This is a genomic window from Asticcacaulis aquaticus (assembly GCF_028550415.1).
GTDB lineage: Bacteria > Pseudomonadota > Alphaproteobacteria > Caulobacterales > Caulobacteraceae > Asticcacaulis > Asticcacaulis aquaticus.
Window position 1 is genome coordinate 41,252 of record NZ_JAQQKX010000011.1, and the last position, 24,546, is coordinate 65,797.

General features: G+C 61.2%; 30 protein-coding genes and 1 tRNA gene. 16 read left to right on the forward strand and 15 right to left on the reverse strand.

What is annotated here, in order from left to right; translation table 11 throughout:
* Window positions 1-35: 35 nt before the first annotated feature.
* Entirely contained in the window at window positions 36-2,123 is a 2,088-nt protein-coding gene (locus PQU92_RS13285; protein WP_272748720.1) for a TonB-dependent receptor domain-containing protein, read from the forward strand.
* Window positions 2,124-2,129: 6 nt separating this feature from the next.
* The gene (locus tag PQU92_RS13290; protein WP_272748722.1) at window positions 2,130-2,876 is read left to right on the forward strand and encodes an energy transducer TonB; all 747 of its coding nucleotides are present in this window, start codon (window positions 2,130-2,132) and stop codon (window positions 2,874-2,876) included.
* A 21-nt stretch (window positions 2,877-2,897) separates the two neighbouring features.
* On the opposite strand, the gene PQU92_RS13295 is transcribed toward PQU92_RS13290, so the two are convergent.
* A complete protein-coding gene (locus tag PQU92_RS13295; RefSeq protein WP_272748723.1) occupies window positions 2,898-3,788 on the reverse strand; it encodes a LysR family transcriptional regulator in 891 nt (296 codons plus the stop codon).
* A 168-nt stretch (window positions 3,789-3,956) separates the two neighbouring features.
* Between PQU92_RS13295 and PQU92_RS13300 the strand changes: the two genes are divergently transcribed.
* Entirely contained in the window at window positions 3,957-4,940 is a 984-nt protein-coding gene (locus tag PQU92_RS13300; protein WP_272748724.1) for a DUF1852 domain-containing protein, read from the forward strand.
* Between the two features lie 27 nt (window positions 4,941-4,967).
* Entirely contained in the window at window positions 4,968-5,996 is a 1,029-nt protein-coding gene (locus tag PQU92_RS13305; protein ID WP_272748725.1) for a methionine synthase, read from the forward strand.
* Between the two features lie 132 nt (window positions 5,997-6,128).
* Here PQU92_RS13305 and PQU92_RS13310 read toward each other — a convergent pair whose 3' ends face one another.
* The 8 genes from PQU92_RS13310 to PQU92_RS13345 form a co-directional block, all read right to left on the reverse strand.
* Complete coding sequence (locus PQU92_RS13310; RefSeq protein WP_272748726.1) at window positions 6,129-7,172, reverse strand: oxidoreductase; 1,044 nt, start codon at window positions 7,170-7,172, stop codon at window positions 6,129-6,131.
* A 7-nt stretch (window positions 7,173-7,179) separates the two neighbouring features.
* Window positions 7,180-7,827: a TIGR02466 family protein gene (locus tag PQU92_RS13315; RefSeq protein WP_272748728.1), complete on the reverse strand. Its 648-nt coding sequence runs from the start codon at window positions 7,825-7,827 to the stop codon at window positions 7,180-7,182.
* A 36-nt stretch (window positions 7,828-7,863) separates the two neighbouring features.
* The gene (locus PQU92_RS13320) at window positions 7,864-8,358 is read right to left on the reverse strand and encodes a DUF805 domain-containing protein (RefSeq protein WP_438263826.1); all 495 of its coding nucleotides are present in this window, start codon (window positions 8,356-8,358) and stop codon (window positions 7,864-7,866) included.
* Window positions 8,359-8,366: 8 nt separating this feature from the next.
* A complete protein-coding gene (locus PQU92_RS13325; protein ID WP_272748730.1) occupies window positions 8,367-8,864 on the reverse strand; it encodes a DUF805 domain-containing protein in 498 nt (165 codons plus the stop codon).
* Between the two features lie 57 nt (window positions 8,865-8,921).
* Window positions 8,922-9,167: a hypothetical protein gene (locus PQU92_RS13330; protein ID WP_272748731.1), complete on the reverse strand. Its 246-nt coding sequence runs from the start codon at window positions 9,165-9,167 to the stop codon at window positions 8,922-8,924.
* 15 nt (window positions 9,168-9,182) lie between these two features.
* Window positions 9,183-9,770, reverse strand: a complete 588-nt coding sequence (locus PQU92_RS13335) for a hypothetical protein (RefSeq protein WP_272748732.1) — start codon at window positions 9,768-9,770, stop codon at window positions 9,183-9,185.
* A complete protein-coding gene (locus PQU92_RS13340) occupies window positions 9,770-10,516 on the reverse strand; it encodes a hypothetical protein (protein WP_272748733.1) in 747 nt (248 codons plus the stop codon). Before PQU92_RS13340 ends, PQU92_RS13335 begins: the two co-directional genes overlap by 1 nt.
* A gap of 135 nt (window positions 10,517-10,651) precedes the next feature.
* Complete coding sequence (locus tag PQU92_RS13345) at window positions 10,652-11,383, reverse strand: SIMPL domain-containing protein (RefSeq protein ID WP_272748734.1); 732 nt, start codon at window positions 11,381-11,383, stop codon at window positions 10,652-10,654.
* A gap of 251 nt (window positions 11,384-11,634) precedes the next feature.
* Between PQU92_RS13345 and PQU92_RS13350 the strand changes: the two genes are divergently transcribed.
* Together PQU92_RS13350 and PQU92_RS13355 are read left to right on the forward strand one after the other, a co-directional pair.
* Window positions 11,635-11,710: transfer RNA gene (locus PQU92_RS13350), tRNA-Ile, on the forward strand.
* 102 nt (window positions 11,711-11,812) lie between these two features.
* On the forward strand, window positions 11,813-12,250 hold the full coding sequence (locus PQU92_RS13355) for a helix-turn-helix domain-containing protein (RefSeq protein WP_272748735.1): 438 nt from the start codon (window positions 11,813-11,815) through the stop codon (window positions 12,248-12,250).
* 102 nt (window positions 12,251-12,352) lie between these two features.
* Here PQU92_RS13355 and PQU92_RS13360 read toward each other — a convergent pair whose 3' ends face one another.
* From PQU92_RS13360 to PQU92_RS13370, 3 genes are all read right to left on the reverse strand, one after another.
* Window positions 12,353-12,559, reverse strand: coding sequence for a hypothetical protein (locus PQU92_RS13360; RefSeq protein ID WP_272748736.1), 207 nt, complete (start codon window positions 12,557-12,559; stop codon window positions 12,353-12,355).
* Between the two features lie 96 nt (window positions 12,560-12,655).
* The gene (locus tag PQU92_RS13365; protein WP_272748738.1) at window positions 12,656-13,267 is read right to left on the reverse strand and encodes an acyl-homoserine-lactone synthase; all 612 of its coding nucleotides are present in this window, start codon (window positions 13,265-13,267) and stop codon (window positions 12,656-12,658) included.
* 205 nt (window positions 13,268-13,472) lie between these two features.
* A complete protein-coding gene (locus PQU92_RS13370) occupies window positions 13,473-14,219 on the reverse strand; it encodes a LuxR family transcriptional regulator (protein WP_272748739.1) in 747 nt (248 codons plus the stop codon).
* A 378-nt stretch (window positions 14,220-14,597) separates the two neighbouring features.
* On the opposite strand from PQU92_RS13370, the gene PQU92_RS13375 reads away from it, so the two are divergent.
* From PQU92_RS13375 to PQU92_RS13420, 10 genes are all read left to right on the forward strand, one after another.
* Window positions 14,598-15,374, forward strand: coding sequence for an SPOR domain-containing protein (locus PQU92_RS13375; RefSeq protein ID WP_272748740.1), 777 nt, complete (start codon window positions 14,598-14,600; stop codon window positions 15,372-15,374).
* Between the two features lie 18 nt (window positions 15,375-15,392).
* Entirely contained in the window at window positions 15,393-16,484 is a 1,092-nt protein-coding gene (gene nagZ, locus PQU92_RS13380; RefSeq protein ID WP_272748741.1) for a beta-N-acetylhexosaminidase, read from the forward strand.
* A gap of 2 nt (window positions 16,485-16,486) precedes the next feature.
* Complete coding sequence (locus PQU92_RS13385) at window positions 16,487-17,341, forward strand: segregation and condensation protein A (protein ID WP_272748742.1); 855 nt, start codon at window positions 16,487-16,489, stop codon at window positions 17,339-17,341.
* A 146-nt stretch (window positions 17,342-17,487) separates the two neighbouring features.
* The gene (gene scpB / locus PQU92_RS13390; protein WP_272748743.1) at window positions 17,488-18,141 is read left to right on the forward strand and encodes an SMC-Scp complex subunit ScpB; all 654 of its coding nucleotides are present in this window, start codon (window positions 17,488-17,490) and stop codon (window positions 18,139-18,141) included.
* A gap of 235 nt (window positions 18,142-18,376) precedes the next feature.
* The gene (locus PQU92_RS13395; RefSeq protein WP_272748745.1) at window positions 18,377-18,574 is read left to right on the forward strand and encodes a twin-arginine translocase TatA/TatE family subunit; all 198 of its coding nucleotides are present in this window, start codon (window positions 18,377-18,379) and stop codon (window positions 18,572-18,574) included.
* A 52-nt stretch (window positions 18,575-18,626) separates the two neighbouring features.
* Window positions 18,627-19,148, forward strand: a complete 522-nt coding sequence (tatB, locus tag PQU92_RS18910) for a Sec-independent protein translocase protein TatB (protein WP_368407113.1) — start codon at window positions 18,627-18,629, stop codon at window positions 19,146-19,148.
* Window positions 19,145-20,029, forward strand: a complete 885-nt coding sequence (tatC, locus tag PQU92_RS13405) for a twin-arginine translocase subunit TatC (RefSeq protein ID WP_272748746.1) — start codon at window positions 19,145-19,147, stop codon at window positions 20,027-20,029. The genes tatB and tatC overlap by 4 nt, the downstream gene beginning before the upstream one ends.
* A 177-nt stretch (window positions 20,030-20,206) precedes the next feature.
* Window positions 20,207-21,505 (forward strand): serine--tRNA ligase, encoded by a 1,299-nt coding sequence (gene serS, locus PQU92_RS13410; RefSeq protein WP_272748747.1) that lies wholly within the window; start codon window positions 20,207-20,209, stop codon window positions 21,503-21,505.
* A 281-nt stretch (window positions 21,506-21,786) separates the two neighbouring features.
* Entirely contained in the window at window positions 21,787-22,584 is a 798-nt protein-coding gene (surE, locus tag PQU92_RS13415; protein ID WP_272748748.1) for a 5'/3'-nucleotidase SurE, read from the forward strand.
* Window positions 22,581-23,234 carry a protein-L-isoaspartate(D-aspartate) O-methyltransferase gene (locus PQU92_RS13420; RefSeq protein ID WP_272748749.1) on the forward strand — a complete coding sequence of 218 codons (654 nt, stop codon included), beginning with the start codon at window positions 22,581-22,583 and terminating at the stop codon, window positions 23,232-23,234. Before surE ends, PQU92_RS13420 begins: the two co-directional genes overlap by 4 nt.
* Here the strand turns inward: PQU92_RS13420 and PQU92_RS13425 are convergent.
* The 3 genes from PQU92_RS13425 to PQU92_RS13435 are packed head-to-tail and all read right to left on the reverse strand — an operon-like array spanning window position 23,221 to window position 24,425.
* A complete protein-coding gene (locus PQU92_RS13425; protein WP_272748750.1) occupies window positions 23,221-23,508 on the reverse strand; it encodes a DUF1622 domain-containing protein in 288 nt (95 codons plus the stop codon). The two genes, PQU92_RS13420 and PQU92_RS13425, sit on opposite strands and share 14 nt — an antisense overlap.
* Window positions 23,501-24,031, reverse strand: a complete 531-nt coding sequence (locus PQU92_RS13430) for an RNA polymerase sigma factor (protein ID WP_272748751.1) — start codon at window positions 24,029-24,031, stop codon at window positions 23,501-23,503. Before PQU92_RS13430 ends, PQU92_RS13425 begins: the two co-directional genes overlap by 8 nt.
* Window position 24,032: 1 nt before the next feature.
* On the reverse strand, window positions 24,033-24,425 hold the full coding sequence (locus tag PQU92_RS13435) for a hypothetical protein (RefSeq protein WP_272748753.1): 393 nt from the start codon (window positions 24,423-24,425) through the stop codon (window positions 24,033-24,035).
* Window positions 24,426-24,546: the final 121 nt, after the last annotated feature.

A 24,546-nucleotide genomic window follows, 5' to 3' on the forward strand; every position in this document is an offset into this window, starting at 1 on the left:
CCGCCTCGCTATGTTTTTGCAAAGGAGTAATGGGGATGTCATTCAAATCAAATTGCCTGCTGGCGGCGTCGGTTCTGGCGCTTAGCGCAGCGCCGGTTCTGGCGCAGGAAACAGACATCAAGGTCACCGAACGCGACGCCACCACGCAGCTGTCGCTGGGCAAGATCGTCGTGTCCGCCGGTAAGGAAAAGGTCGCCACCGACACGCCGCAATCGGTCACGGTTCTCGATCAGGAAGATATCGACGCGGCGCAAGCGGGCACTGTCGGCGAACTGCTGGAAAGCGTTGGGGGCGTCGATTCGGCGGGCGGTGTCTCGTCACTGGGGCAGGGCTTCAACATCCGCGGCATGGGCACCGCCCTGTCGGAATCGGACAGCCGCGTCGTCTTCACGGTCGATGGCGTGACCAAGTTCTTCGAAGGCTACCGCATGGGAAGCCTGTTCACCGACACCGAGCTTTACAAGCGCGTTGAAGTCCTGCGCGGCCCGTCGTCCTCGACGGTGTTCGGCACAGGCGCGCTGGCCGGGACGGTCAATTTCACCACCAAGGACGCCTCGGACTTCCTCAAGGGCGACGACACCTTTGCCGTGCGTCTCAAGGGCGGTTACGACACCAATGCCAAGGGGACGCTGGCTTCGGTCATCGTAGCGGTAAAGCCGCTGGAAAACCTCGACCTGCTGTTCGTCGCCAATAAGCGCGATTCCAACGACTATACCGACGGCAATGGTAACGTCGTTTCGCCGTCTCAGGCGTCGGGCGACTCGGTGCTGGTGAAGACGCGTTACTATATCGGCGGCGACCGCAAGCACAGCGTCTGGGCGTCGGCACAAAAGTGGACCAGCGACTCGTACCAGCTTTACGATCAGCAGGCGGCCGCCTTTACCAATATGGTTCGCCGCAAGACCGACGACACCAACTATGTCATCGGCTACTACAACAGCTTCGAAGGCAATGACTGGCTCGACGTCAAGGCGCAGATCGCCTTCGACGAATCCGCCACCGATCAGCGCGACAACACCTTTTCGCCGACCGCCCTCGGCTATACCTCGCAATACAGCTACAAGACCGTCCAGACCAAGATCGAGAACGTGTCGCGCTTTGAAACCGGCGCGGCGGCGCACTTCCTGACGGTCGGCCTGCAAACCTATCATCAGGAACGCCGCAACCCGCGCTACAGCCTGACCGGCACCGTCACCAACGGCGCGACGACGCACCCCGAAGGCGACATGAACCGCGTCAGCCTTTATGTGCAGGATGAAATCCTCATCGGTGACAAGCTGACCGTCATCCCCGGCGTGCGCTTCGACAAGTCGAAGCTGAAGCCCGGCGCGGGCACCTATGTCATCGGTTCGACCGGCACCCCGTCGGAAGTCGATCTGGACGCCGTCTCACCCAAGGTGGCGGTGATCTATGCCGTGACGGATAAATTCAATGTCTTCGGCTCGCTGGCGCACACCGAACGTTCGCCGGTGCTCGATGAGATCTACACCCGCGGCGCAGCCCAGACGATCAGCCTCAACCTTCAGCCCGAAGAGTCGGAAAACCGCGAAATCGGGGCGTCTTTCTCGACGCGCGGCCTGCTCCAGTCGGGCGACGCCTTCAACGTCAAACTAACCATATATCAGAACGACATAAAAAACCTGATCACGCGCACCACGGCGACGTCGTCGGCCTATACCAATGTCGGCGAGGCCCGCTACGAAGGCGCCGAGCTTGAGGCCGAATATGCTTCGCGCCGGTTCTTTACCCGCGCGGCCTATTCGACGGTCAACGGCTATAACAAGGTGACCAATATCCCGTTCGCCACCATCCCGGCGGAGCAACTGAACCTGACGGCGGGCTATATATTCCCCGATCTCGGCCTGACGCTTGGCTGGAAGGGCGAGATCGCCGACAAGCAATACGCCTATACGACGGCGGGTGTGGTCAGCCCTTCGACCTCGCACGGTTCCTATACGATCCACAACCTGTTCCTCAGCTATCGTGCGCCGTCGGGACCGCTGGAGGGCCTCGATGTGCGTCTGAACTGGGACAATATCTTCGACAAATACTATCAGCGCCACCTGTCGGCTTTGCCGGCCGAGGGCCAGACCTTCCGCCTGAGCGTCGGCAAGACCTTCTAAGGCTATATGCTGACGTTCAGACATAAGCTGTTCGCTACAGGCGCCTCCGTTGTCATCAACGGAGGCGTCCTGCTGGCGCTCGCTTTCTGGTCGCCCACGGTGAGCAGGCCCACCTCCGATGTCGTGATGGAGGTGTCGATGGAACCGCTTGACCTGTCGGCGGAGATCGCCCGCGACAGTGCTGCACCGCCGCCCGCCGGGGCCACACCGCCTCCGCCACCAATCGCGTCGGAACCTTTACCGAAACCGGCTCCGGTATCCGAGACGAAATCTCCGGAAAAAGCGCAGGAAAAGCCAGCCGATAAACCCGCCGATATCCGCGCCGCAGCGCCGTCGAATACGGCGACCAAATCACCGGCGACGCTCACCCCTGTCGCGCCGGGCACTGGCCGTGCGGCGTCCGATGCGCCGCAATCGCCCCATCCCGGCCCCGCGCCGCAGACGGCGGCAAAGACCGGCAAACCGACAGCCGCCTACCTGGCCCTGGTCCGGCGGCACGTCGAAAGCTTCAAGGTCTATCCCAAACAGGCCAAACGCCGCCGCATCGAGGGGGTAGTGACGTTGAGCTTCACTGTGGATCGTCAGGGACGTCTGCTGTTGTCGCAGATCGTCAGGGGCTCGGGCTCGACGGAACTGGATCAGGCCGCCCTCGATATGCTGGTGGATGCCCAGCCTTTGCCGAAGCCACCCGCCGACGTGAACGGCGACCGTATCGACATCGTGACCGAAGTCAGTTTCAGGCTGGACCGTTAGGGTGTAGCGACATTTCAGTCGTCATGTACGGGTTGTCGCCTTGGCTATGTCGATAAAGCCTTCGATATAGGCGACCGCGCGATCTTCCGTACGCAGGCCGACATGAATGCTCTTGGGGATACCCTTTTCCCCCAGCCGAAGGGCGTGCGCGCGGGCACCTAAAGGCATTTCGTGTAGAAGCCAGTCCGGCATGGCGCTTACGCCCCGTCCGGCATCGACCATCTGAAGCATAAGCTCAGACGTCTCGACGGTTCGGTGGCGTCGGGGGCGCCAGCCTGCGGGGACGAGAAACTGCGTGAAGATATCGAGGCGCTCTACAGCGACGGGGTAGGTGATTAGGGTTTCTGAACCCAGGTCCGATGGGCTGGCGATGGCCTTGCGGGCCAAAGGGTGTTGTCGGCCGACGGCCAGTACGATCTCGTAGTCGAACACCGGCACAAAGGTAAGGCCCGGATGCGCGATGGGGTCCGGGGAGATGATCAGATCGATCTCATGACCCAGCAGAGCCGCAATGCCGCCGAATTTGAACGCCGTCGTGACATCGATATCCACCTCGGTCCATTGTCTCAGATACGGGTCGAGCACACGCGTGAGCCATTGCTGACACGGGTGACACTCCATGCCAACGCGTAGCGCCCCCCGGCGGCCTTGGGCAAATTCGTACAGGACGCGCTCGGCATGGTCGATCTGCGGCAAGACCCGGCTGGCTACCGCCAGCAGATATTGCCCCGCCTGAGTCAGGCGAATGCCGCGCCCCGCCTTCTCCCATAAGGCGATGCCGAAACGGTCTTCAAAGCGCCGAACCGCATGGCTCACCGCGGATTGCGTCAGGTTCAGCCTGTCGGCCGCGGCGGTCAGGCTTCCGGAGCGATCGACTTCGCGGAGAATGGCAAGGTGTTGAAGGTCAAGCATATTCATGACTTTAATTCATTGATAGGTGAAAACAAGTCATTTTTTGTCATGAATTGAATGGTGTATGCGTCATCGCGATCCTGATGGGAACGTCGTCGGAGCCCGGCGGTCGATCCTGTCAAAGGGGAGATATGGAACCCAACTCAAAACCTAGGACGCGCGATCAAGATGGCTGTCGAGCTTGAATTCACCCTAAAAAGCCTCCGCTTCGATGAGGATTATCGACCTGCAGATAACACCCGCGCCACCACCAATTTCGCCAATCTCGCGAGAGGTAATAATCGTCAGGAGAACCTGCGCAATGCCTTGAGGATGATTGACAATCGTTTCAATGCGCTGGCGCACTGGGATAATGCCAGAGGCGACCGCTATTCGATCGAGCTTGATATCATTTCCGTTGAGATGAGCCTGGGTTTGGAAGGCCATAGTGAGGCCTTCCCCCTGATTGAAATACTGAAAACGACGGTCGTTGATCAAACGACCAGCGAACGCATTGAAGGCATGGTGGGGAACAATTTCTCCTCTTATGTACGTGACTACGACTTCAGCATCTTGTTGCGGGAGCATAACAGAAATCAGGCTTCATTCAGTGTGCCGGACAATTTTGGCAATCTGCATGGAAATCTGTTCAAATGTTTTCTGAATTCAAAGGCATACAAGGCGAATTTCAATAAGTCGCCGGTCATATGTCTGAGTGCCTCAAGCAGCAAAACCTATTATCGGACTGACAATCGCCACCCTGTACTGGGGGTCGAATACAGGCAGGGCGAATGCTCTTCGACCGATCAGTACTTTAGTAAGATGGGTCTGAAAGTCCGCTACTTCATGCCTCAAGACAGCGTTGCGCCTTTGGCCTTCTATTTCCTCGGCGACCTGTGTGGCGACTACACCAATCTTGAGCTTATCAGCACCATCAGCACGATGGAGTCCTTCCAAAGGATCTACCGGCCCGAGATTTACAACGCCAATTCTGCGGCCGGGGCGCACTATCGGCCCAGTCTGGAGCATCAGGACTATTCCCTGACTCAAATTGTATATGACCGGGAGGAACGCAGTCGACTGGCTGTTGAGCAGGGGAGGTTTGCTGAGGAACACTTCATCAAACCCTACCAGCCCCTCCTTGAGCAATGGTCCGCCACCTACGCCGCCTGATCGGCCCAAACCACAAGGTCACCCGCCATGAAAACGCTATTGCCCACCTCAACCGCCGGCAGCTTGCCCAAACCCGTCTGGCTTGCCCAACCTGAAACGCTCTGGTCCCCCTGGAAGTTGCAGGGTGAGGCCCTCATCGAAGGCAAGCAGGATGCCCTGCGTCTGGCACTGGCGGATCAACAACAGGCCGGCATCGATATCGTCAGCGACGGCGAGCAAACACGTCAGCATTTCGTCACCACCTTCATCGAGCACCTCGACGGAGTCGATTTCGAAAAGCGCGAGACCGTTCGGATTCGCGATCGCTACGACGCGAGCGTGCCGACCGTCGTCGGCGCTGTGGCGCGCCGGAAACCGGTTTTTGTCGAGGATGCGAAGTTCCTGCGTCAGCAAACGAAGCAACCGATTAAATGGGCCTTGCCAGGCCCGATGACCATGATCGATACGCTTTATGACGCCCATTATAAGAGCCGCGAAAAACTGGCCTGGGAATTCGCCAGGATACTGAATCAGGAAGCCAGAGAACTGGAAGCGGCTGGCGTCGATATCATCCAGTTCGATGAGCCCGCCTTCAATGTGTTCTTTGATGAGGTGAATGACTGGGGTGTCGCCACACTGGAGCGGGCTATTGAAGGGCTCACGTGTGAAACCGCCGTCCATATTTGTTATGGCTACGGTATCAAGGCCAACACGGACTGGAAAAAGACTCTGGGGTCGGAGTGGCGCCAGTACGAGGAAGCCTTCCCCAGGCTGCAAAAATCCAGCATTGGCATGGTCTCGCTTGAGTGCCATAATTCTCAGGTGCCGATGGACCTGATCGAACTCATACGCGGCAAGAAGGTGATGGTCGGGGCCATTGATGTGGCCAGCCATGCCATCGAGACCGCGGAGGAGGTCGCCGATACGCTGCGCAAAGCGCTTCAGTTTGTCGATGCCGACAAGCTCTACCCCTGTACCAATTGCGGCATGGCCCCTTTGCCGCGCGGCGTTGCCAGAGGCAAACTGGCGGCTTTAGGGGCCGGCGCAGATATCGTCCGCAAGGAGCTCGCGGTCTAGGTTTTGTCTACCTTGTGATCACGCCGACCTTTCTGGCGCTGAAACTGGTTGAGGATTTTGTTCAGGGTCGACACCTGGATGATGTGCCGAAAGTTGAAATAAAAGGGACTGTCGTAGATTAAGGCAACTTATCTACGACAGTCCCTTTTTGAAGCGAATGACCCGGCCCTGTTCGGCGCTTTCGCGGGCGGTATCGAGCAGGCGCATGACGTTGAGCGCCTCTTCCGGCAGCACGGGCAGCGGGGCTGTACCGCGCACGGCCGCGGCGACGCCCTCATAAAAGCTCGTCCAGCGACCGCGCTCGGTCGGATAGGCGTGCGGCGGTTGCGGGTCGATGCCCGAGACCGGCGTCAGCACCCCGTCGCTGTTGACACCCCAGCGTTCGTCCCCGATGGCGATCCCGGCGCGCAGATGGTCTTCCTGCGCGTCGAGGCCGTATTTGACATAGCTGCCCAGATGGCCGTGGACCTCGTAACGCGGTCCGGGGGCCGGCGTCAGGCAGCCGCCTTGCAGCCGGACCCGGCGCGTCCCGTAATGCAGGGTGACGTGGAAATAGTCGGTGACCTGAGAGCCGTCGCGCTGGGCCGCCATGTCGGCGGAAACGGCGTCGGGCTGACCGAACAGGGTCAGGGCCTGATCGCCGAGGTGCGGCCCCAGATCATACCATACGCCTGTGCCGGGGGCAGGGTCTTCGCGCCAGCGATTGCGCAGAAGCGGACGGAAGCGGTCGAAACGCGAAATCAGCAGCGAAACCTCACCCAGAGTGCCGCTTTCGACGAGGTGTTTCACCGTGAGGAAGTCGCCGTCCCAGCGGCGGTTGTGGAACACGGTGACCAGACGGTTGGCGGCCTTGGCGGTGGCGACGACGTTTTCGGCCTCACTGATGCTGGTGCCGAACGGCTTGTCGACGACGACGTGCTTGCCCGCTTTCAGCGCGGCGATGGCCTGAGGCGCGTGCAGGTCGTTGGGGGTGGCGACGACGACCAGTTCGACCGCCGGATCGGCCAGCAGGGTCTCGAAATCGCAGACCTTGACGCCGGGCAGGTCGGCATGGACATCGTCGGGGCGGCTGGAGACAACAGTGCTCAGATTGAGACCCGCGGCTTTGATCAAAGGCGTGTGCAGGATTTTCCCCGCCGGACCGAAGCCGACGAGCGCGGTATTAACGGGTGTCATGGTTTCCTCACCAACTATAGTTGAAACTGATGCTTATGCGGACGTCTTCGCTGAGATTGATCGGGACTTCGTGCCTCAGCCAGCTTTCCCACATCAGAAGCGTGCCGGGCTGCGGCGCTTCGTAGACGAAGGCCTGATGGTCGCGGCGGGCATTGGCCTTGCGCGGGGGGCTGTTCATGAACGAGGTCAGGCGCGGGTCTTCGAACTTGAGCGCACTGGCGCCATCGGGAACGTGGACGTAGAAGGTGCCGGAAATCAGGCTGTGCGGGTGGATGTGACCCGAATGGGTGCCCATCGGCTCAAGGATATTGATCCACATATTGTCGAGCTTCAGCGCACCTTCGGGCAGGTCGTATTCCAGCGCCTCGGCAAAGCGCGCGGCGTGGGCGTCGAGGTGGGTTTTCAGGTCCTCGAACACGCTGGCGAGCAGCGGCAGGTCGTTGAGCGAGCCATAGGAGGTATAGCCAAGATAGGCCTTCTGCTGCGACCAGTTCTGTCCCGCCTCGTCCTCGTCGGCGAAGGCGCGGCAGGTGTCGTCGAGGTCTTCGAGCAAGGTCTCGAAATCGGGGATGGCGCTCAGGTCGGCGCGATAGACCTCCGACACGAACAGGGGCGTGACGGAAGCGTCGTTAGCGGCTTTGGGCGGAGTGTTCATGCGCTCTTGTCGCGCAAAGGCGGGATGGGGGCAAGCCTATTCGAAAACGTCGACGTCGGGTGTCAGCTTTCGCCCAGGTGGCGAGCCGTAGCGGTTCGGCTGTTTCTGACCGGGCCAGAAAAGGAGCGCTAAAAACGTCAATCCCCACAAACCATAATAGATCGTCTGGACGACCAGCCGGGTTTCGCCGGAAAGTCCTGTCGATAACTGAAGCGCCTTGAGCGCCGTGGCCGCCAGGACAAACGCCGACGCGAAGAAAAACAGCCCGAAGGCCGGCCAGCCTACGGCGCCTGTATCATGCAGCCGCTTGCTGGTGATGCAGGACAGGCACCACAGAGTCACGATATTCAAACCCATGATCCCTAGAAAAAGGCTATCTATGGCTCGTTCAGGCAGGGCCGCGCCAAACGTGCGAAGAAACGCTTTCGGACCGATGATAAGGGCGGCTTTGAAGATATAGATCGCCATTATGCCCCATAGGAACGCGCGGCGCGCGATCCGGCCCCGAGGCGAAAAAAAGACATTCAACATTGAGGCGCCTATTCGAACACGCTGTCGTCGGGTTGCGCCGAGTCGAAGCGGTTAGGGCCTTTGGTGCCGGGGACAAAGCACAGCGTGGCTATAAAGGCGAGGCGGGCAAAAAAGAATATACTACCCAGCATACTTAGAAGGCTTGCGGCGGTTTCATACAGGTTGCTGACTATCCCTATCTCCAGATCGATCGCGGGAACGATAAGCGGCACCATCAGATAAAGTACGTCCATAACAAAGGACGACAGAATGATCAGGGCCGGAAAGCCCGGCCGGTTCAGATCGTGCAGGCGCTTAACGGACAGAACATAGATCGGCCAGACCAGCAAAAGGCGCACGATGTCCAAGCTTATCAGGGGCAGACTATAGGCAGGTATATGCAGGCCGGGAACCAGCCCGCTAAGAATTTCACCTGTAATCCACAGAATGAGGGTTGGCGTCAGCGCAAACACCACATAGGGCACGCGCTTTACGCGACCCTTGGTCGAAAACAGAAATGTCAGCATGAATAATCCCCCCGTATTGAGATTACCCTAAAGACAACCCTGCGCTTTGGCCAGAGTCTATTCCACCGTCGGGCAGTCGCCGCCCAGCTTGCGCTGATAGGAATCGACCAGCGCCGTATAGGGCGGCACGAAGTCGTCGGCGCTCAAAACCGTACCGTCGGACAGGGTTTCGGTCTGGCCCACGCGGATCTCGAAATGCAGGTGGATGGTCGTATATTGCTGCTGGCCCTGCGAATTGACACCGAGATTGTTGGACACCAGCCCCAGCTTCTGGCCGCGCACGACGGTGTCGTGCAGGGCCACGCGCAGGGTCGATTTCTAAATATGCAGGTAGCGATAGACGCGGTGCGGCGGGGCATTGCCGGTGATGGCCACCGTCATCGAGCCCATCTGGGTGACCACGCCGTCTTCGGGGGCCACGGCCCAGTAAAGGTTCGACTTACAGGTTTTCGGGCGGATGTCCTGCCCCTGATGGCCCTGACCGGACGTGCACAGCGGGTTCGACCAGCTGCGGCTTTCGCAGAAATTATCCTGCCACGGATAGCTGTAGTTTTCCGTCGCGCACTGGCTCGGTTCGGAGGGACGGGCGCTGCCGCCGGGGCGATAGACCTGCGAATTGGCATAGGCCGGGGTATCGGCCAGCGGGAAGCAGATGCCCGGCGCCCAGTTCGACAGGTCGGTATAGCCCGACCCGGACCCGGCGGCCAGTTGCGTGGCCGGATCGTGCGGAAAGTCGGGCAGGGCGATGGACGATGAGGATTCCGATGAGGACGCCGCGCTCGATGACGACGCGGCGCTGCTTTCGGACGAAGATGACGAGGCAGACGAGGATGACGTGCCGCCGCCGGTGCCGGTCTGGTCGCAGGCCGCGAAGAGCAGCAGGGGGATAAGGGCGAAGGCGCGCATCACTTGACCCCCGCCGCTTGCGCTTCTTTCATCGCCTCGGCCCCCAGCGTGACTTCGCTGATGTCGGCGATGGCGGCGCGCAGATAACCGTCGGTGGCGCAGGCGGCGCTTTGCAGGTCCTCGCACAGCAGATCGACCGTATAGAGGACGCCGTAGCGGCGGAAGCTGGCCGTCCAGCCGTCTTCCAGCTTGGTGATGCGGACGGTTTCGGCGACGCCGTTGACCTTGGCGCGGGCCTTGGCCGAGATCATGCCGCGGTCGGCCTTGATCATCGAGCGGTTGCCCATCAGGGTCAACTGCATCCCCTTGTCCTGCGGCAGGTTGAGCGAATAGGCATCACCGAAGGACACGACTTTCGCCTTGTCGATCTTGATCAGGCCGCCGGTCTTCGGCATCAGCATGGGCAGGCGCGTCTTGTCGAGTTCCTGACGCGGCAGGCGCGCGGCCAGCGGCTGGATCGTCGGGGCTTTCGGATCGCGCGCGGCCTTGAGGTTCAGCGTACTGATCGGCGCGGCGCGCGACTGCATGACGGCGGCGGACCAGTCGACGCGGGCGGGGGCCTCGGGCTTGCGCAGCAGGACGGGATTGATCTTTGCAGCGCTGACCGCGGTGGGTTTCAGCGTTGTGGCGCGGCTGGCGGTGCTATTGCTTTTGGCGTCTTGCGCCTGTGCAAACCCGACGGCGACCGTCACGGCCAGCGCGCCGCCGATCACGATGGCGCTCGCCCATTTCAGGTGTGTTGACATGCCCCGCATCCCCCGGAAAAATATCCTTAATAAAAAGTTAACACCGATATTTGGGTTTGTCATCACAGTCGTGTGAGCGGACACGAAAAAAGGGCGGCTGTTGCCAGCCGCCCTTTGTCAGAAAAGGTGTGGAGCCTATTCCAGTTCGAACACGGCATTGAGCGTCAGGCTGGTCGAGACCTCGCCGCCGGCGATCGGTGTGGACTCGGCGCGGTCCATGGCCATGGTCTTGTACATCGGCACCGGGCGCGGACCGGAGGTATCAGCGGCTTCGCTCAGAACCTTGATGCGCTTGACCGTGAGGCCCAGCGACCTGGCATAAAGGTCGGCGCGGGCACGCAGGGTTTTCGTGGCATCCATGCGCGCCTGATCGGCGGCTTTCGAGGAATCTTTCAGGCCGAACGAGATGCCGTTGATCTGGTTGATCCCGGCCTTGACCACGGCATCGATCGTGACGCCCAGCTTCGACAGGTCCTCGACGCGGACGCTGATCTGGTTCGAGGCCTGATAGCCGCGCAGGACCGGCGTGGCGTTCGGCGGATAGTCATAGACGGCATTGAGGTTGAGGCCCGAGGTCTGAACGTGCTTGTCGGCGATGCCCTGCTTTTTCACGGCGGCAAAGACGCTGTTCATCTGGGCGGCGTTGGCGGCCATGGCCTCCTGCGCGGTCTTGCCTTCGCTGACGACGCCGAAGGTGATGAAGGCGACGTCGGGCGCGCTCTTGACCTCGGCGGTTTCGGACAGATTGAGGATCGTGCCCTCCGGCATCATTTTCTCCACAGCAACGGGGGCGGGTTGCGCCAGAACAGGAGCGGCGGCGAAACCCAGAATCAGGATGGCGGCGGACAGGGACAGGGTCTTTTTCATAGTCGGGGTCTCTTAAGGTTGCGGGACGGTAGGGCCGTGCCATCTGGGTTAGATAAATGCCGTAATGCGTCGGCCTTACGTCGCCCGTGTGATCGATTTGTGATCGATTACCGAAGCTGAAATCAATTATCGATTGGGGTGTCTGAACCGGGCATGAACCCGCCTGTTAGATTGCCATTTGTTGATAAACGCGGGTGTGGGGCTTTAAATCGGCAGGCGGTCATGTTAGGCACGCTGCCTTCCCTTGACGGGGGCCTGTAGCTCAATGGTTAGAGCCGACCGCTCATAACGGTCTGGTTGGGGGTTCGAGTCCCTCCGGGCCTACCAACCCTTCCTGCCACCTCAGGTTTACGAAACCCCTGCATTGACCGGCGGCGGCCAAGGCTGCTATGCGTTGTTTTCAGGGGATTTAGTGAACAGGAGTAGCCCGTGCTGGAAGGCGAGAAACACCCGGTTGACGTGCATGTGGGACAGATCGTCCGCATGAACCGAAAGCGTCTGGGGATGACTCAGGAGGCTCTGGCCGATGCCATTGGTCTGACCTTTCAGCAGGTGCAGAAGTACGAAAGCGGCGCCAACCGCATCAGCTCGTCCAAGCTGTTCGAAATCTCGCGCTTTCTGGGCATACCCGTGGCGCGGTTTTTCGATGGCATCGATGCCGCCGCGGCGTCGGACCCGGGGGCGGCGGAGAGCAAGGCGAGCCCCACCGGGCCGGATTTCGGCCTTGAATCGGGCATGAGCGTGGCGCGTTTTCTGGCCAGCGCCGAAGGGGCCGAACTGGCCCGCTATTTCGTGCGCATCAACGCCACCAAGCGCCGCAGCGTTCTGGCGCTGGTCAAGGCCATGTCGCACGACGAGCCCAAATAGAAAAAGAAGGCGCGCCCCCTTGGGCAAGGCGCGCCTTTCAGGGTGCAGACGTCCGGTTCAGGAAACGGCGGAGGAGGCCGGACGTCTGATTTCCAGCACGTTTCAGATCGGGCGTGTATTGATCTGACGCGTCTCCAGCGAGGTATAGAGGCCGCGCATCTTGTCCTCTACATACCGGTCGGCGCAGGTCTCAAAAGCCTTGTCGATGATATCGGCGAACCCGTTGAGATCGTGGGTGCGCAGGTCTTTACGCATGAAGTCGAGGGCGTCGAGCAGTTGTTCGACGGAAGCATCGCGATTACGCAGCATGGTGGGGGGTGTCTCCGCTGAGCGCATCCCGAAAAGTGCAAGGCGGTTTTCGGATCAGATGCGCGTTAAAAAAAATTGGCGTGCCGGTTCGATCGATTAGATCGGAGTGTGCGCCATAACTTTGGACAGGCCGCTGGTGGCGGCGGCGCGAGTGATTTGTTCGACGCAGACCTGGATCGAGGCGGCCTGTATTTTGGAGTGAGCGCCGATGGCGTGGGGCGCGCCCAGCCGGTCGAGTGCGATACCGGAGCGTTCGAACACCGACCTCAGGATGAGGGTCGGCATCAGGCCGATAATATGGGTGGCGTCCAGTTCGAGACCGGCTTCGACATAGGCGAGGGCGAGGCTCTGACAGATATGCCGACGCTGTTCCGGCGGCAGGCGGCTGTCGATGCAGAAGCGCGTACCTTCCCAGACGTCGGCCTGCGACAGGATGGCGTGATCGTCGACCAGATGCGGAAAGTGATCCTTCAGCATGCAGCCCATGACCACCGGCGTCAGGCGGCTGGCGCCGAGTGCGGTGCGACCGTCCTCGCTATAGACGAGGTATTGCGCCGCCAGGGTGTCGTATTCGTCGAACTCCATGCCGTCATGCGCCTTGACGTCGTAATCCTGCCGGTCGATGAACTCGCGGTGGCGCAATCGGAATTGATCGAAATAGAGTTCGGCATTTTGCGAAATGTTTTTATAACTCAAAAGCTTGATCATATCAGCCTCCCGGTGTGGTGGTCTGGATATGGTGCCGTTGAGAGGGCGGAAAAAATACCACGCGAACGCGTGGGGTTTGCGCCGGAAGGCGATGAATTTTATCCTGATTTACCCGTCAGGCGCGCGGACGCACACGCAGGCGTGGAAATGCGGTGATGGGGGTGATGCGGAGGCGAGTCGCGTTCAGGGGTTGATCGGGGTCTGATCAGAGCTCGATGAAGCCGTTCGAGATGCCTTTGATGGCGGCGACGACGCGGTTATTGACGCCCAGCTTTCCGTAGATATTGCGGATGTGGTAGTCGACCGTATTCGAACTGATGCCGAGGATGCAGCCGATATCGTCGTCGGTCTTGCCGTGGGCGACCCAGGTCAGGATTTCGCGTTCGCGCGACGACAGGACGGCCATTTCGGGCGTCAGGCCGTGCGACTTGGCGACGATGCGCTTATAGACCGTATAGAACTGATTGCAGTAGGCGCTGACCAGATCCAGCTTGGCATAGGGCTTGATCTGTTTCGCCGAGGTCGCCAGACCGACCCCGGCGATCTGAAGGCGCGGTCCGTTGAAGGGTATGCCGATACCGTTGTTGAGCCCGGCCTCTTCGCCCATGCGCAGGAAGCGGATCTGCTTGTCGCTGAGGCGCAGCTTGCGTTCCAGATCCGACCAGCGGAAGGGGCCGTAATGGCTGACGGCGCAACGAAACACCGGATCGATCTTCACGAAGTTCTTTTCGGCGTAATATTTCTGCCAGTCGGTAGGATAGTTGCTGATCAGGCCGAAGCCCATCTCGCTGGCGGGGACGTCCTGATCGCGGCCGATGGAAAAATTGACTCGGTCATAGCCAAGCGCCCCCATCGCCTCGCGAAAAACCTCGTACAGTTTTTCGCGCGACGTGATTTCGGAGGTGTCGTGGATAAAATCCTCGAACATATAGCCGGATGCCGCAAACAGCATGCACGCCTCATTGCACTCGCTACTCGTCTCATGAGCGTAAAATAACAGGACACAGGCGAGCAAGCCGAAAACGTCGCCCCGAGGGCGTTTTTCATCAAAACGCTCAACTTTTCGACGTATTTTTGACGAGTGCGGCGAAAATAATACATAACGCCGGTTTATTTTTCGCCCCCGTCACTTTTGAGGAAAGGCTTTTACTCCGGCCCCGGGGATGACAAAATCAGCTGCTTTGCTGCCTGTGATTCGCAGGCGAGGGCGCATCGCCCGCCATGGTCCGGCTTTTGACACTTGAGTTGAGCCCGGCATTCGTGGGATAGGCGTTTTCCGGCATGTTGCCCAGGGCGGTGCCGGGAATGATTTGGAGTGAGGACGAGGGCCATGGTGGAAGATAACGAGCGCGGTACCTATTCGCCGCCGACGGAGGATCATCTGAGTTACGAGACGCGCCGTCCGGCCCCGTCGCGCGACCAGACGCCGATCACCCTCATCGCCTCGGGCATCGTGCTGGTCGTGCTGTTGCTGGCGGTGGTCCTGTTCTATAATTCGGGCCTGAATTCGCGCAAGGTCGGCGATGTCGGTGAGCCGCTGGCCGGTTATAAGGATGGCGCTATCGAGGAGGCGAAGCCGCTGAGTGAGGACGACCTGATCGATTCGGCGGCCGACACCTCGGCCACCGCGCCGAAATTCGCCAACGACACCGAAGCGCCGCAACTGCGTGACGCCTCCAGCGCCGTCGCGCCGGTCAAGCCCGCCGATGCCGCCGAAAACATCCTGCCCCCGGCCAGCAAGACGGCACCGCCGGTCTTCAAGGCGGAAGACAAGCCCGCGCCGGTGAGCGATGCAAAGCCTGCCGCCCCGCCGGTCAAGCCCGTTGAAACGCCCAAGCCCGTTGAAAAGCCTGTGGCCGTGTCCGGCGGCAGCGCTTCGGTGCAGATCGGCGCCTTCTCGTCGCAGGCCATCGCCGACCGCGAATACGCGCAGGCGGCGTCGACCTACGGCATGTTCGTCGGCGGCACGTCCAAGACCGTTCAGAAGGTCGAAGTCAACGGATCGACTTTTTACAGGACGTCTTTTAGCGGTTTTGCCTCGAAGGAAAAGGCGAAGCAGTTTTGCGACGCGCTGAAAGCGGCGGGCAAGAGCTGCTTCGTCAAATAAGACAGGATCTGTAACGACGTGCTTAAGACGACATTCAAGGGTAAGATCACTGCGGCCATCTTCGGTTGCGAAGGGCTGGAACTGAGCAAGGCGGAGATCGCCTTCTTCGCCGCGAAAAAGCCGCTGGGCTTCATCCTGTTCAAGCGCAATATCGACACGCCGGAACAGGTCAAGGCGCTGGTCGCCGCGCTCAGGGCCGCCGCCGGTCACCCGCACGTGCTCATTCTTATCGATCAGGAAGGCGGCCGCGTTCAGCGCCTGAAACCCCCACACTGGCCGACCTATCCGCCCGCCGCGACCTTCGGCGACGTCACCGAATCGGTGTTCGAACATCGTGAGCTGGTCCGGCTGGGGGCGCGTCTGATGGCGCACGATCTGGCGGCGCTGGGGATCAATGTCGACTGCGTGCCGGTGCTCGACGTGCCGCAGCCCAATGCCCACGACATCATCGGCGACCGCGCCTATGGCGACACGGCGGAAACCGTGGCCACCATGGGCCGCGCCGCCTGCGAAGGCCTACTGGCCGGGGGCGTCCTGCCGGTGATCAAGCATATTCCGGGTCATGGCCGAGCGCTTGCCGATTCGCACCACGACCTGCCGGTGGTGAAGGCGAAGCGTGAGGAACTGGACACAACCGACTTCTATCCGTTCGCCGTCAATGCCGACATGCCTTTGGCCATGACCGCGCACGTGGTGTATGCGGCCATCGACCGTCGTAACCCGGCGACGACCTCGAAAAAGGTCATCAAGGTCATCCGCCAGGATATCGGTTTCGACGGGCTGCTGATGTGCGACGACCTGTCGATGGGGGCGCTGAAAGGCACCTTCGCCCACCGCACCAAGTCGTCCCTGCGCGCCGGATGCGACGTGGTCCTGCACTGCAACGGCAATATGGACGAGATGCAGCAGGTCGCCGCCGCGACGCCGGTCCTCAAGGGCAAGGCGCTGGAGCGGGCGATGTCTGCCGTGGCGCGCCTGAAGCACGTCGTCGAGCCGCTCGACGTCAATGCCGCGCGCACCCGCCTGAGCGTCGCCCTGCGCCGCAAGGTCGCCACCGTGCGCGAAGACTACGAAGGCTATGCCGACCCGACCGTCTATCAGGTCGGTTAAGTATGGCCACACGCGGGGACAATGTCCGGCTGGAGAACGAGGTGCACCAACACCGCCTCGACTTCTCCGCCGACGCCGTCCCCGACAGCGACATCGAGGCCGACGACGCGCTGGTCCTCGATCTTGACGGTTATGAAGGCCCCCTGCACGTGCTGCTCGTTCTGGCGCGGCAGCAGAAGGTCGACCTGCTCAAAATCTCGATCACCCGACTGGCCGAACAGTATCTCGGCTTCATCCAGCAGGCGCGCAAACTGCGCTTTTCGCTGGCGGCGGATTACCTCGTCATGGCCTCGTGGCTGGCCTATCTGAAATCGCGCCTCCTGCTGCCGGTGCCCGAACGCAAGGCGACCGACGAACCGGAACCCGAAGAACTGGCCGCGGCGCTCGCCTTTCGCCTGAAAAAGCTCGAAGCTATCCGCAAGGCGGTCGAGGCGATCACCTCACGCCCGCAATTGAAGCGCGATGTCTTTGCGCGCGGCGATCCGGAGGCGCGCGTCATCCTGCCGTCGTCGCGGCTGGATGTGTCGCTGTTCGACCTGATGGGGGCCTATGTTACGCAGCGCCAGCGCGAAATCGCCCGCCATTACGACCCGTCGATGCGCGTCGAGGCCTATCCGCTGGAAGACGCCCGCGACCACCTGCGCGATGTCCTGCCGGAACTGAAAGAGTGGACGCCACTGGATGAGATCGCCCCTCAGCCGATCGGCGAGGGCGGTCCGAAGCGCGCCTCCTACGTCGCCTCGACCCTGTCGGCCAGTCTGGAACTGACCAAGGAGGGCCTGATGCAGGTCCAGCAGCTAGGGACGTTCGAGACGCTCTATATGCGGCAACGCCCGCCGCTGGTGGAGGGACGATGATGACCATTCTGACATCCCTCCCCGTTTACGGGGAGGGGGGACCCCGAAGGGGTGGGTGGGGGGAGCCACACGAAGAATGCCCCCTCCGTCAGCGCTTTCGCGCTGCCACCTCCCCCGTATCGCTTCGCTCACAGGGGAGGATGTAGATGGCTATCGACACCGAACGCGCCCTCGAAGCGCTGCTGTTCGCCGCCGCCGGGCCCATGTCCGCCGCCGATCTGGCGCGGCGTCTGCCCGAAGGCGCCGATGTCGGCAAGGCTTTGGCGGCGCTTAAAGGCCGCTATGCCGATCGTGGCGTGACGCTGGAGGTCATCGCCGACAAGTGGCAGTTCCGCACGGCCGTCGACCTCGGCTACCTGATGGTCGAGGAGCGCGAAGAACCGCGCAAGCTGTCGAAGGCCGCCCTGGAAACGCTCGCTATCATCGCCTACCATCAGCCGGTCACCCGCGCCGAGATCGAGACGATCCGTGGTGTCGGCCTGTCGCGCGGGACGCTGGATGTGCTGCATGAGATGAACCTGATCCGGCTGCGTGGACGGCGGCGCACGCCGGGCCGCCCGGTGACCTATGGCACGACGGAACACTTTCTGGAGACCTTCTCTTTGCCCAGCCTGCACGACCTGCCGGGCGCGGCGGATATGCGCGCGGCGGGGCTGCTCGACCTCAATGTCCCCGCCGATTTCGTCATCCCCGACCCGGCGGGGTCCCGCCCCGCCGAAGACCCGATCGAGGCGGACGAGATGGAGCAGGTCGAATTCGCTCAGGACTTCTTCGAGAGCGCCGAAAACGGCGACCGATAAGCTTTTGCAACAGGGCTTATTTTCGCTTTGATGTCGTCATACAATCCGCCTATAATACAGAGGACGCCACGGCTTTCGGAGGGGATATGGGAAGCGTAAGTCTATGGCATTGGTTGATTGTATTGGTTGTACCGCTCTTCTTTATGGCAATTATCTTCGTGCCGGTGTATCTCGCTATCAAATTGGCGAACCGCAGATCTAAGATTGTGCAGAAGAGCAAAGCAGGAGAGTAGTAATGGGTGGTATGAGCATCTGGCATTGGGCCATCGTCGCGGTCGTCGCGCTGCTGCTGTTCGGCGGCCGTGGCAAGTTGTCGGGCATCATGGGCGACGCGGCCAAGGGCATCAAGGCGTTCAAGGAAGGCCTCAAGGACGAAGACGCGCCCAAGAAGGACGAGTCGGCCAAGACCGTCACCGACAAGGACGGCAACTAAGCGCCTTTCGCACCTCGGTGTGCTGTATAAATACTAAGACAAAGGCTGACTGATGCTGCCCGGTATTGGGGGCTCCGAGCTCATATTGATCGCGGTCGTGGCTCTGATCGTGGTCGGGCCCAAAGATTTGCCGAAACTTCTGCGCCAACTGGGCAAGTTCGTCGCGAAGATGCGGTCGATGGCCGACGAATTCCGCACGTCCTTCGACGATATGGCGCGGCAATCGGAACTGGACGACCTGCGCAAGGAGGTCGAGGCCCTGCGCTCCGGGCAGATATCCTCGCCGGTCATCGACGATATCCGCGAGGATATGCGCCGCATCGAAGGCGAAATCGACGAAACGCTTCAGCCCAAGGGCCACTATTACAGCGGTTCGGACGACGTGCCGTCGCCGGACAGCAACGATTTCAGCGATGACTATGGCCAGCCTTCGGTGACCGATGCGCCGGTCGCGGAAACGCCCGCGCCGGTCAAAAAGCCGAGAAAACCCAGAGCCAAAGCTGTCGAGGCCGCACCGGTCGTAGAGGACGCGGTCAAGCCGAAACGCACCCGTGCCAAGAAGGTGGCGTCATGAACGACATCGTGACCCGCGACGACGCCGACGAGCACGATATCGAATCGTCGCGCGCTCCCCTGATGGACCACCTGATCGAGTTGCGCTCGCGCCTGATCTGGATGGTGGCGGCCTTCGCTGTCGCCTTCATTGCCTGTTTCACTCAGGCCGAACGGATTACGATCTTCCTGCTGCACCCCTTTGTGGTTGCCAACGAGATGTTCGCCGTCACCGGGGCCAATAATGGCCACGCGCACGGCCCGTTCGACATGATTCTGGTGCTGCTCGGCTTCAAGGAAGTGGTCGCGACGACGCCCGCTCAGGTCATTTCGACCGGCGCGCTCGAAGTCCTGTTCACCAAGATGAAGATCGCTGGGTTCGGTGCGATCATCGTCTCGTTCCCGATCATCGCCTGGCATATCTATCGCTTCGTCGCGCCGGGTCTGTACAAGCGCGAACGCATGGCCTTCCTGCCGTTCCTCATCGCGGCGCCGATCCTGTTCGTGCTGGGGGCGCTGCTGGTCTATTACATCATGCTGCCGATGGTGCTGTGGTTCTCGCTCGATCAGCAGATCTTCGGCGCCGGTCAGGTCTCGGTGCAGCTTCTGCCCAAGATTTCGGAATATCTGTCTCTGGTGACGACCCTGATGCTGGCGTTTGGCCTGTGCTTTCAGTTGCCGATCGTTCTGACCCTTCTGGGCCTGACGGGGATGGTGTCGGCCAAGATGCTGTCGCAGGGGCGGCGCTACGCCATCCTCGGTATCGTGGTCGTGGCCGCCGTGGTAACGCCGCCGGACCCGATTTCGCAGCTGATGCTGGCGATCCCGATCGCCATTCTGTACGAGATTTCGATTGTCTGCGTCCGCGTCATCGAATGGCGTCGGAAAGAACCGGCGGCTTAGGTCGCGGCGCTGACGCATTCCCCCTTCCGTCTTTCTCGTCAATGAAGCATTGACGAGAAATCCAGCTTCCCCGTAAACGGGGAAGGATTTTTTACATCCCTCCCTGCACAGCGGGGAGGGGGGACCGCGAAGCGGTGGGTGGGGCAAGCCACCTGTTGAGACCTAAGGACCAACGCCATGCACGATATCAAAGCCCTGCGTGAAACCCCGGACATATATCTCAAGGGCTGGACGTCGCGAGGCCGCGAAACGGCTCAGGCCGATGTCGATCAGCTTCTGGCGCTGGACAAGGACCTCCGCGCCGCCAAGACGGCGTTCGAAACCAATCAGGCGCAACTGAAAAAACTGTCCGGCGAAATCGGCAAGGCCAAGGCGCAAAAGGACGAGGCGCGCGCTGCGGAACTGATGACCGAGGTCGAGGGCCTGAAAGGCGCGATTGCCGAGGCTCAGGAGCAGGAGCGCGTGAAGGACGCGGAACTGCGCGACCTGCTGGCTTCACTGCCGAATATTCCGTTCGAGGACGTGCCGCAGGGCGAGGACGAGGCGGGCAATGTCGAAATCCGCACACATGGTGCGCCGAATATTCTGAGCTTCCCGGCCAAGGATCACGCCGATCTCGGCGAGGCTCTGAAAGGGCCGCTGGGCGGTTTGATGGACTTCGAAGCGGCGGCGAAGATGTCCGGTTCGCGCTTCGTGGTGCTCAAGGGGCAACTGGCGCGGCTGGAACGTGCCATCGGTCAGTGGATGCTCGACACCCAGACGACCGAGCACGGCTATTTGGAAGTCAATCCGCCGGTGCTGGTCAAGGACCACGCGCTGTTCGGCACCGGGCAACTGCCGAAGTTTGAAGAGGATTTGTTCAAGACCACGGTCGAGCATTACCTCATCCCCACCGCTGAAGTGTCGCTGACCAATCTTGTCCGCGAGGCGATTACCGCCGAGGAAGAACTGCCGCTGCGCCTGACGGCCCTGACCAACTGTTTCCGTGCCGAGGCCGGATCGGCGGGGCGCGATACCAAGGGCATGATCCGTCAGCATCAGTTTCAGAAGGTCGAACTGGTCTCGATCACCACGCCGGAAGAGTCGGCGGCAGAACATGAGCGCATGACCGAATGCGCTGAGGCGATCCTCAAGAAGTTAGGTCTGAGCTTCCGCACCATGTTGCTGTGTACGGGTGATATGGGTTTCGGCGCGCGCAAGACCTATGATCTGGAGGTATGGCTGCCGTCGCAAAATACCTATCGCGAGATTTCCTCCTGCTCGAACTGCGGGGATTTCCAGGCGCGTCGCATGGACGCCCGCACGCGCAAGGCCGGCGAAAAGGGTACGCGGTTTGTCCATACGCTGAACGGGTCGGGTCTGGCGGTCGGTCGGACTCTGGTGGCGATCATGGAGAACTATCAGGACGAAGGCGGTCGAATCGCGATTCCGGACGTGTTGCAGCCGTACATGGGCGGCCTGACGCATATCGGGTAGATTTCCCTCTCCCTTGAGGGAGAGGGTGGCGCGGAGCGCCGGGTGAGGGGTAGCTGTTTCCTATTGTACTTATGTGGCGTTTTAAAGTGTCTGATCCTCAAGCGCGTGTGTGCGGCATTTCCCCCTCACCCTAACCCTCTCCCTCAGGGAGAGGGGATTTTGAGAGCGAGCCGTGCCACCTGCTCCAAGTGACGGGTGCAGGGTCCGCGACCCTGCATAACTTGACTTTCCGACTGCGACCAAGCTTGCGGATTTACGCGAAATCGCAGTAGTACGGTTGCATGCGTATCCTCCTGACCAATGACGACGGTATCGACGCCTACGGTATGACCGTGCTGCGTGAGATCGCCGCGCACCTGAGCGACGATGTGTGGGTTTGCGCGCCGTTGTATGAGCAGTCCGGTAAGGGGCGGGGGATTACCTTGCACGATCCGATCCGGGCGCATCGCCGGGACGACAAGAGCTTTGCGGTGAGCGGGACGCCGACCGACTGCGTGCAGATCGCGGTCAATGATTTGCTCCCCGAGCCGCCGGACCTCGTGCTGTCGGGGGTCAATCGCGGCTTCAATCTGGCGCAGGACGTGACGCTGTCGGGGACGGTGGCGGGCGCCCTGCAGGGCATGAGTCTGGGGATTCCGTCGATCGCCCTGTCGCAGTGCCTCGATTTCGATATCGACGTCGAGGCGCAGTGGGAAGCGTCGCGCATCCATGGCGCGCCGGTGATTAGCGCTTTGTTGTCAAAGGGCTGGGCGAAGAATCTGATCTTCAATATCAATTTCCCCGACTGCGACGACGCGGCGGTGACCGGCGTTGAAATGACCCGTCAGGGGTTCCGCGACCTGCACGACCTGCATGCGGTGAAACGCGTCGATCCGCGTGGGCGCAACTATTACTGGCTTGATTTCCATGCCCATCAACATACGCTGCTCGATGGCACGGATTTGAAGGCCGTGGCGGAAAACCGTATTTCGGTAACGCCGCTGCATCTGGACCTGACGCATTATGAAACCCTGAACGATTTCAAAGGTGTGCTGGGTGGAGCCGTGCCGAAAAAAGTCATGCTGGAGGCCGATCAATGATGGACGATACGGATAAGGGCCAGACCCGGATCGAGCGTCTGCTGGAGAGCCTGAAGGCGCAGGGCATCAGCGACGAAAAGCTGCTGCACGCGATGGAATATACGCCGCGCGATCTGTTCGTGCCGGAGCTGTTCCTTGACCGGTCGTGGGAGGATTCGGCCATCCCGATCGCCGCAGGCCAGACGATTTCACAGCCCTATATCGTCGCCCTGATGACACAGGCGCTCAAGCTGGAAGGCCGTCACCGGGTGCTGGAGATCGGCACCGGGTCGGGCTACCAGACGGCGATCCTGTCGCGGCTGGTGCGGTATGTCTATACGATCGAGCGCTACCGTTCGCTGATGCTGGAGGCGGAAATCCGCCATAAGCGGCTGATGCTTGAAAACATCATCTACCGTTTCGCCGACGGCTGGGCCGGCTGGCCGGAGCAGGCGCCGTTCGACCGGATTCTGGTCACCGCTGCCCTGCCGGACGAGCCGATGCCGCTTTTGTCGCAGCTCAAGGTCAAGGGGATCATGGTCGCGCCGCAGGGCAAGGGCTCGGTGCAGCGTCTGCTGCGCTATACGCGGACGCCGGACGCCTATGAGGTCGAGGATCTGGGCGAGGTGCGTTTCGTGCCGCTGATCGAAGGCGTGGCTAAGGACGGTTGAACCGCGCCTGACGCAGGATCGCGAAGACGGCGGGGATGGCGCTGATCATCACCACGAAGACGGGCAGGGCATAGAGGCCGTCCAGCACCGGTGCAACGGCGGGCGTCAGGGCCACGGCGGCTATCAATAAAGACAGGGCGACGACGATCATCTGACCGACATGGCGGCGGAAGCGGCGGCGCTCGACGGCGGCCATGACGCGTACCTCGAAGGCCCAGTCGCGCGTCGGCACGACCGGTTCGGCGGCAAACATCGCTTTCAGGCTATCAGTCATTTTCAACTCCCAGCAGCGCACACAGCCGCGCACGGCCCCGCTGAATATGCGATTTTACGGTGCCGAGGGGAAGCCCCAGAATCGCGGCGGCCTCAGTATGGCTGTAGTCTTCGGCGACGCAGAGCGATACCGCGGCACGCTGCTCGACCGGCAGGGTCTGCATGGCGGCGTCCAGCGTCAGGCGCGTCTCGTGCGCGGGCGTCTCGGCGTCGTCGCGCAGGGATAGCCAGGCGGCGTCGCGTTCGCTGCCGCGTTTCAACCGTCGCCGGTCGTTGAGCGCCTTGCGGTAGGCGATGCCGCAGACGAAGGTGCGGAACGCGACGCCCGGCGCGATACGGTCAAGGCGCGACCACGCGGTGACGAAGGCTTCCTGCGCCAGATCGTCGGCATCGGCGGGGGTGGCGACCAGACGACGCAGGAAGGCGCGCACCGCCTGCTGATGCGCGCCGACCAGAGCCGCGAAGGCCTGATCCGATCCCTGCTTCGCCTGCGACAGGCGTGTGTCGTCCCCCGGCTGGCGCACCTCAGTCCTTACGCTCGGTGCGCAGGCGGTAGATGAGCAGGATCAGCATGATCAGCGCGGCGGGCGCGAAGCCCAGACCCAGCGCGATGAACACGGTCTCGCCCGTGCGCCAGCCGGTGTAGCCAAACGCCAGCGCCAGCGCCGCGAACACGGTGAAGGCGGAAACGAGGCTGGTGATACGGCCGGAGCGCGTGCCGCCGCAGCCGTCCGTACTGTCGTTGTCGCTGAGGGTGGCGAGCAGGGCGGGCGGAGGTTCCTTGCCCTGTTCGACGTAGAAGCGGATCAGGCGGATCTTCTCGGTCCGCGCGCGGTGGGCGCTGTACATGCTGAAAAAGCCCATCCCCATCCCGAGGATCGGGAAGATCAGCCACCAGTACTGATGAAAATAGTCCATGATTGATTTCCTTTGCGCCGGACGACCCCTGTGGCGTCCTTATGCGACTGAATGTCCGCCGGGGCGGGTATTGGATGCGGATCACGAAAATTTTTTCGATTCGATCCCCGAATTCCTTTTC

Coding starts and splice junctions, on each gene's coding strand:
- PQU92_RS13285 (WP_272748720.1), top strand. CDS start 36: ATGTCATTCAAATCAAATTGCCTGCTGGCGGCGTCGGTTCTGGCGCTT.
- PQU92_RS13290 (WP_272748722.1), top strand. CDS start 2,130: ATGCTGACGTTCAGACATAAGCTGTTCGCTACAGGCGCCTCCGTTGTC.
- PQU92_RS13295 (WP_272748723.1), bottom strand. CDS start 3,788: ATGCTTGACCTTCAACACCTTGCCATTCTCCGCGAAGTCGATCGCTCC.
- PQU92_RS13300 (WP_272748724.1), top strand. CDS start 3,957: ATGGCTGTCGAGCTTGAATTCACCCTAAAAAGCCTCCGCTTCGATGAG.
- PQU92_RS13305 (WP_272748725.1), top strand. CDS start 4,968: ATGAAAACGCTATTGCCCACCTCAACCGCCGGCAGCTTGCCCAAACCC.
- PQU92_RS13310 (WP_272748726.1), bottom strand. CDS start 7,172: ATGACACCCGTTAATACCGCGCTCGTCGGCTTCGGTCCGGCGGGGAAA.
- PQU92_RS13315 (WP_272748728.1), bottom strand. CDS start 7,827: ATGAACACTCCGCCCAAAGCCGCTAACGACGCTTCCGTCACGCCCCTG.
- PQU92_RS13320 (WP_438263826.1), bottom strand. CDS start 8,358: ATGTTGAATGTCTTTTTTTCGCCTCGGGGCCGGATCGCGCGCCGCGCG.
- PQU92_RS13325 (WP_272748730.1), bottom strand. CDS start 8,864: ATGCTGACATTTCTGTTTTCGACCAAGGGTCGCGTAAAGCGCGTGCCC.
- PQU92_RS13335 (WP_272748732.1), bottom strand. CDS start 9,770: ATGCGCGCCTTCGCCCTTATCCCCCTGCTGCTCTTCGCGGCCTGCGAC.
- PQU92_RS13340 (WP_272748733.1), bottom strand. CDS start 10,516: ATGTCAACACACCTGAAATGGGCGAGCGCCATCGTGATCGGCGGCGCG.
- PQU92_RS13345 (WP_272748734.1), bottom strand. CDS start 11,383: ATGAAAAAGACCCTGTCCCTGTCCGCCGCCATCCTGATTCTGGGTTTC.
- PQU92_RS13360 (WP_272748736.1), bottom strand. CDS start 12,559: ATGCTGCGTAATCGCGATGCTTCCGTCGAACAACTGCTCGACGCCCTC.
- PQU92_RS13365 (WP_272748738.1), bottom strand. CDS start 13,267: ATGATCAAGCTTTTGAGTTATAAAAACATTTCGCAAAATGCCGAACTC.
- PQU92_RS13370 (WP_272748739.1), bottom strand. CDS start 14,219: ATGCTGTTTGCGGCATCCGGCTATATGTTCGAGGATTTTATCCACGAC.
- PQU92_RS13375 (WP_272748740.1), top strand. CDS start 14,598: ATGGTGGAAGATAACGAGCGCGGTACCTATTCGCCGCCGACGGAGGAT.
- PQU92_RS13385 (WP_272748742.1), top strand. CDS start 16,487: ATGGCCACACGCGGGGACAATGTCCGGCTGGAGAACGAGGTGCACCAA.
- scpB (WP_272748743.1), top strand. CDS start 17,488: ATGGCTATCGACACCGAACGCGCCCTCGAAGCGCTGCTGTTCGCCGCC.
- PQU92_RS13395 (WP_272748745.1), top strand. CDS start 18,377: ATGGGTGGTATGAGCATCTGGCATTGGGCCATCGTCGCGGTCGTCGCG.
- tatB (WP_368407113.1), top strand. CDS start 18,627: ATGCTGCCCGGTATTGGGGGCTCCGAGCTCATATTGATCGCGGTCGTG.
- tatC (WP_272748746.1), top strand. CDS start 19,145: ATGAACGACATCGTGACCCGCGACGACGCCGACGAGCACGATATCGAA.
- serS (WP_272748747.1), top strand. CDS start 20,207: ATGCACGATATCAAAGCCCTGCGTGAAACCCCGGACATATATCTCAAG.
- surE (WP_272748748.1), top strand. CDS start 21,787: ATGCGTATCCTCCTGACCAATGACGACGGTATCGACGCCTACGGTATG.
- PQU92_RS13420 (WP_272748749.1), top strand. CDS start 22,581: ATGATGGACGATACGGATAAGGGCCAGACCCGGATCGAGCGTCTGCTG.
- PQU92_RS13425 (WP_272748750.1), bottom strand. CDS start 23,508: ATGACTGATAGCCTGAAAGCGATGTTTGCCGCCGAACCGGTCGTGCCG.
- PQU92_RS13435 (WP_272748753.1), bottom strand. CDS start 24,425: ATGGACTATTTTCATCAGTACTGGTGGCTGATCTTCCCGATCCTCGGG.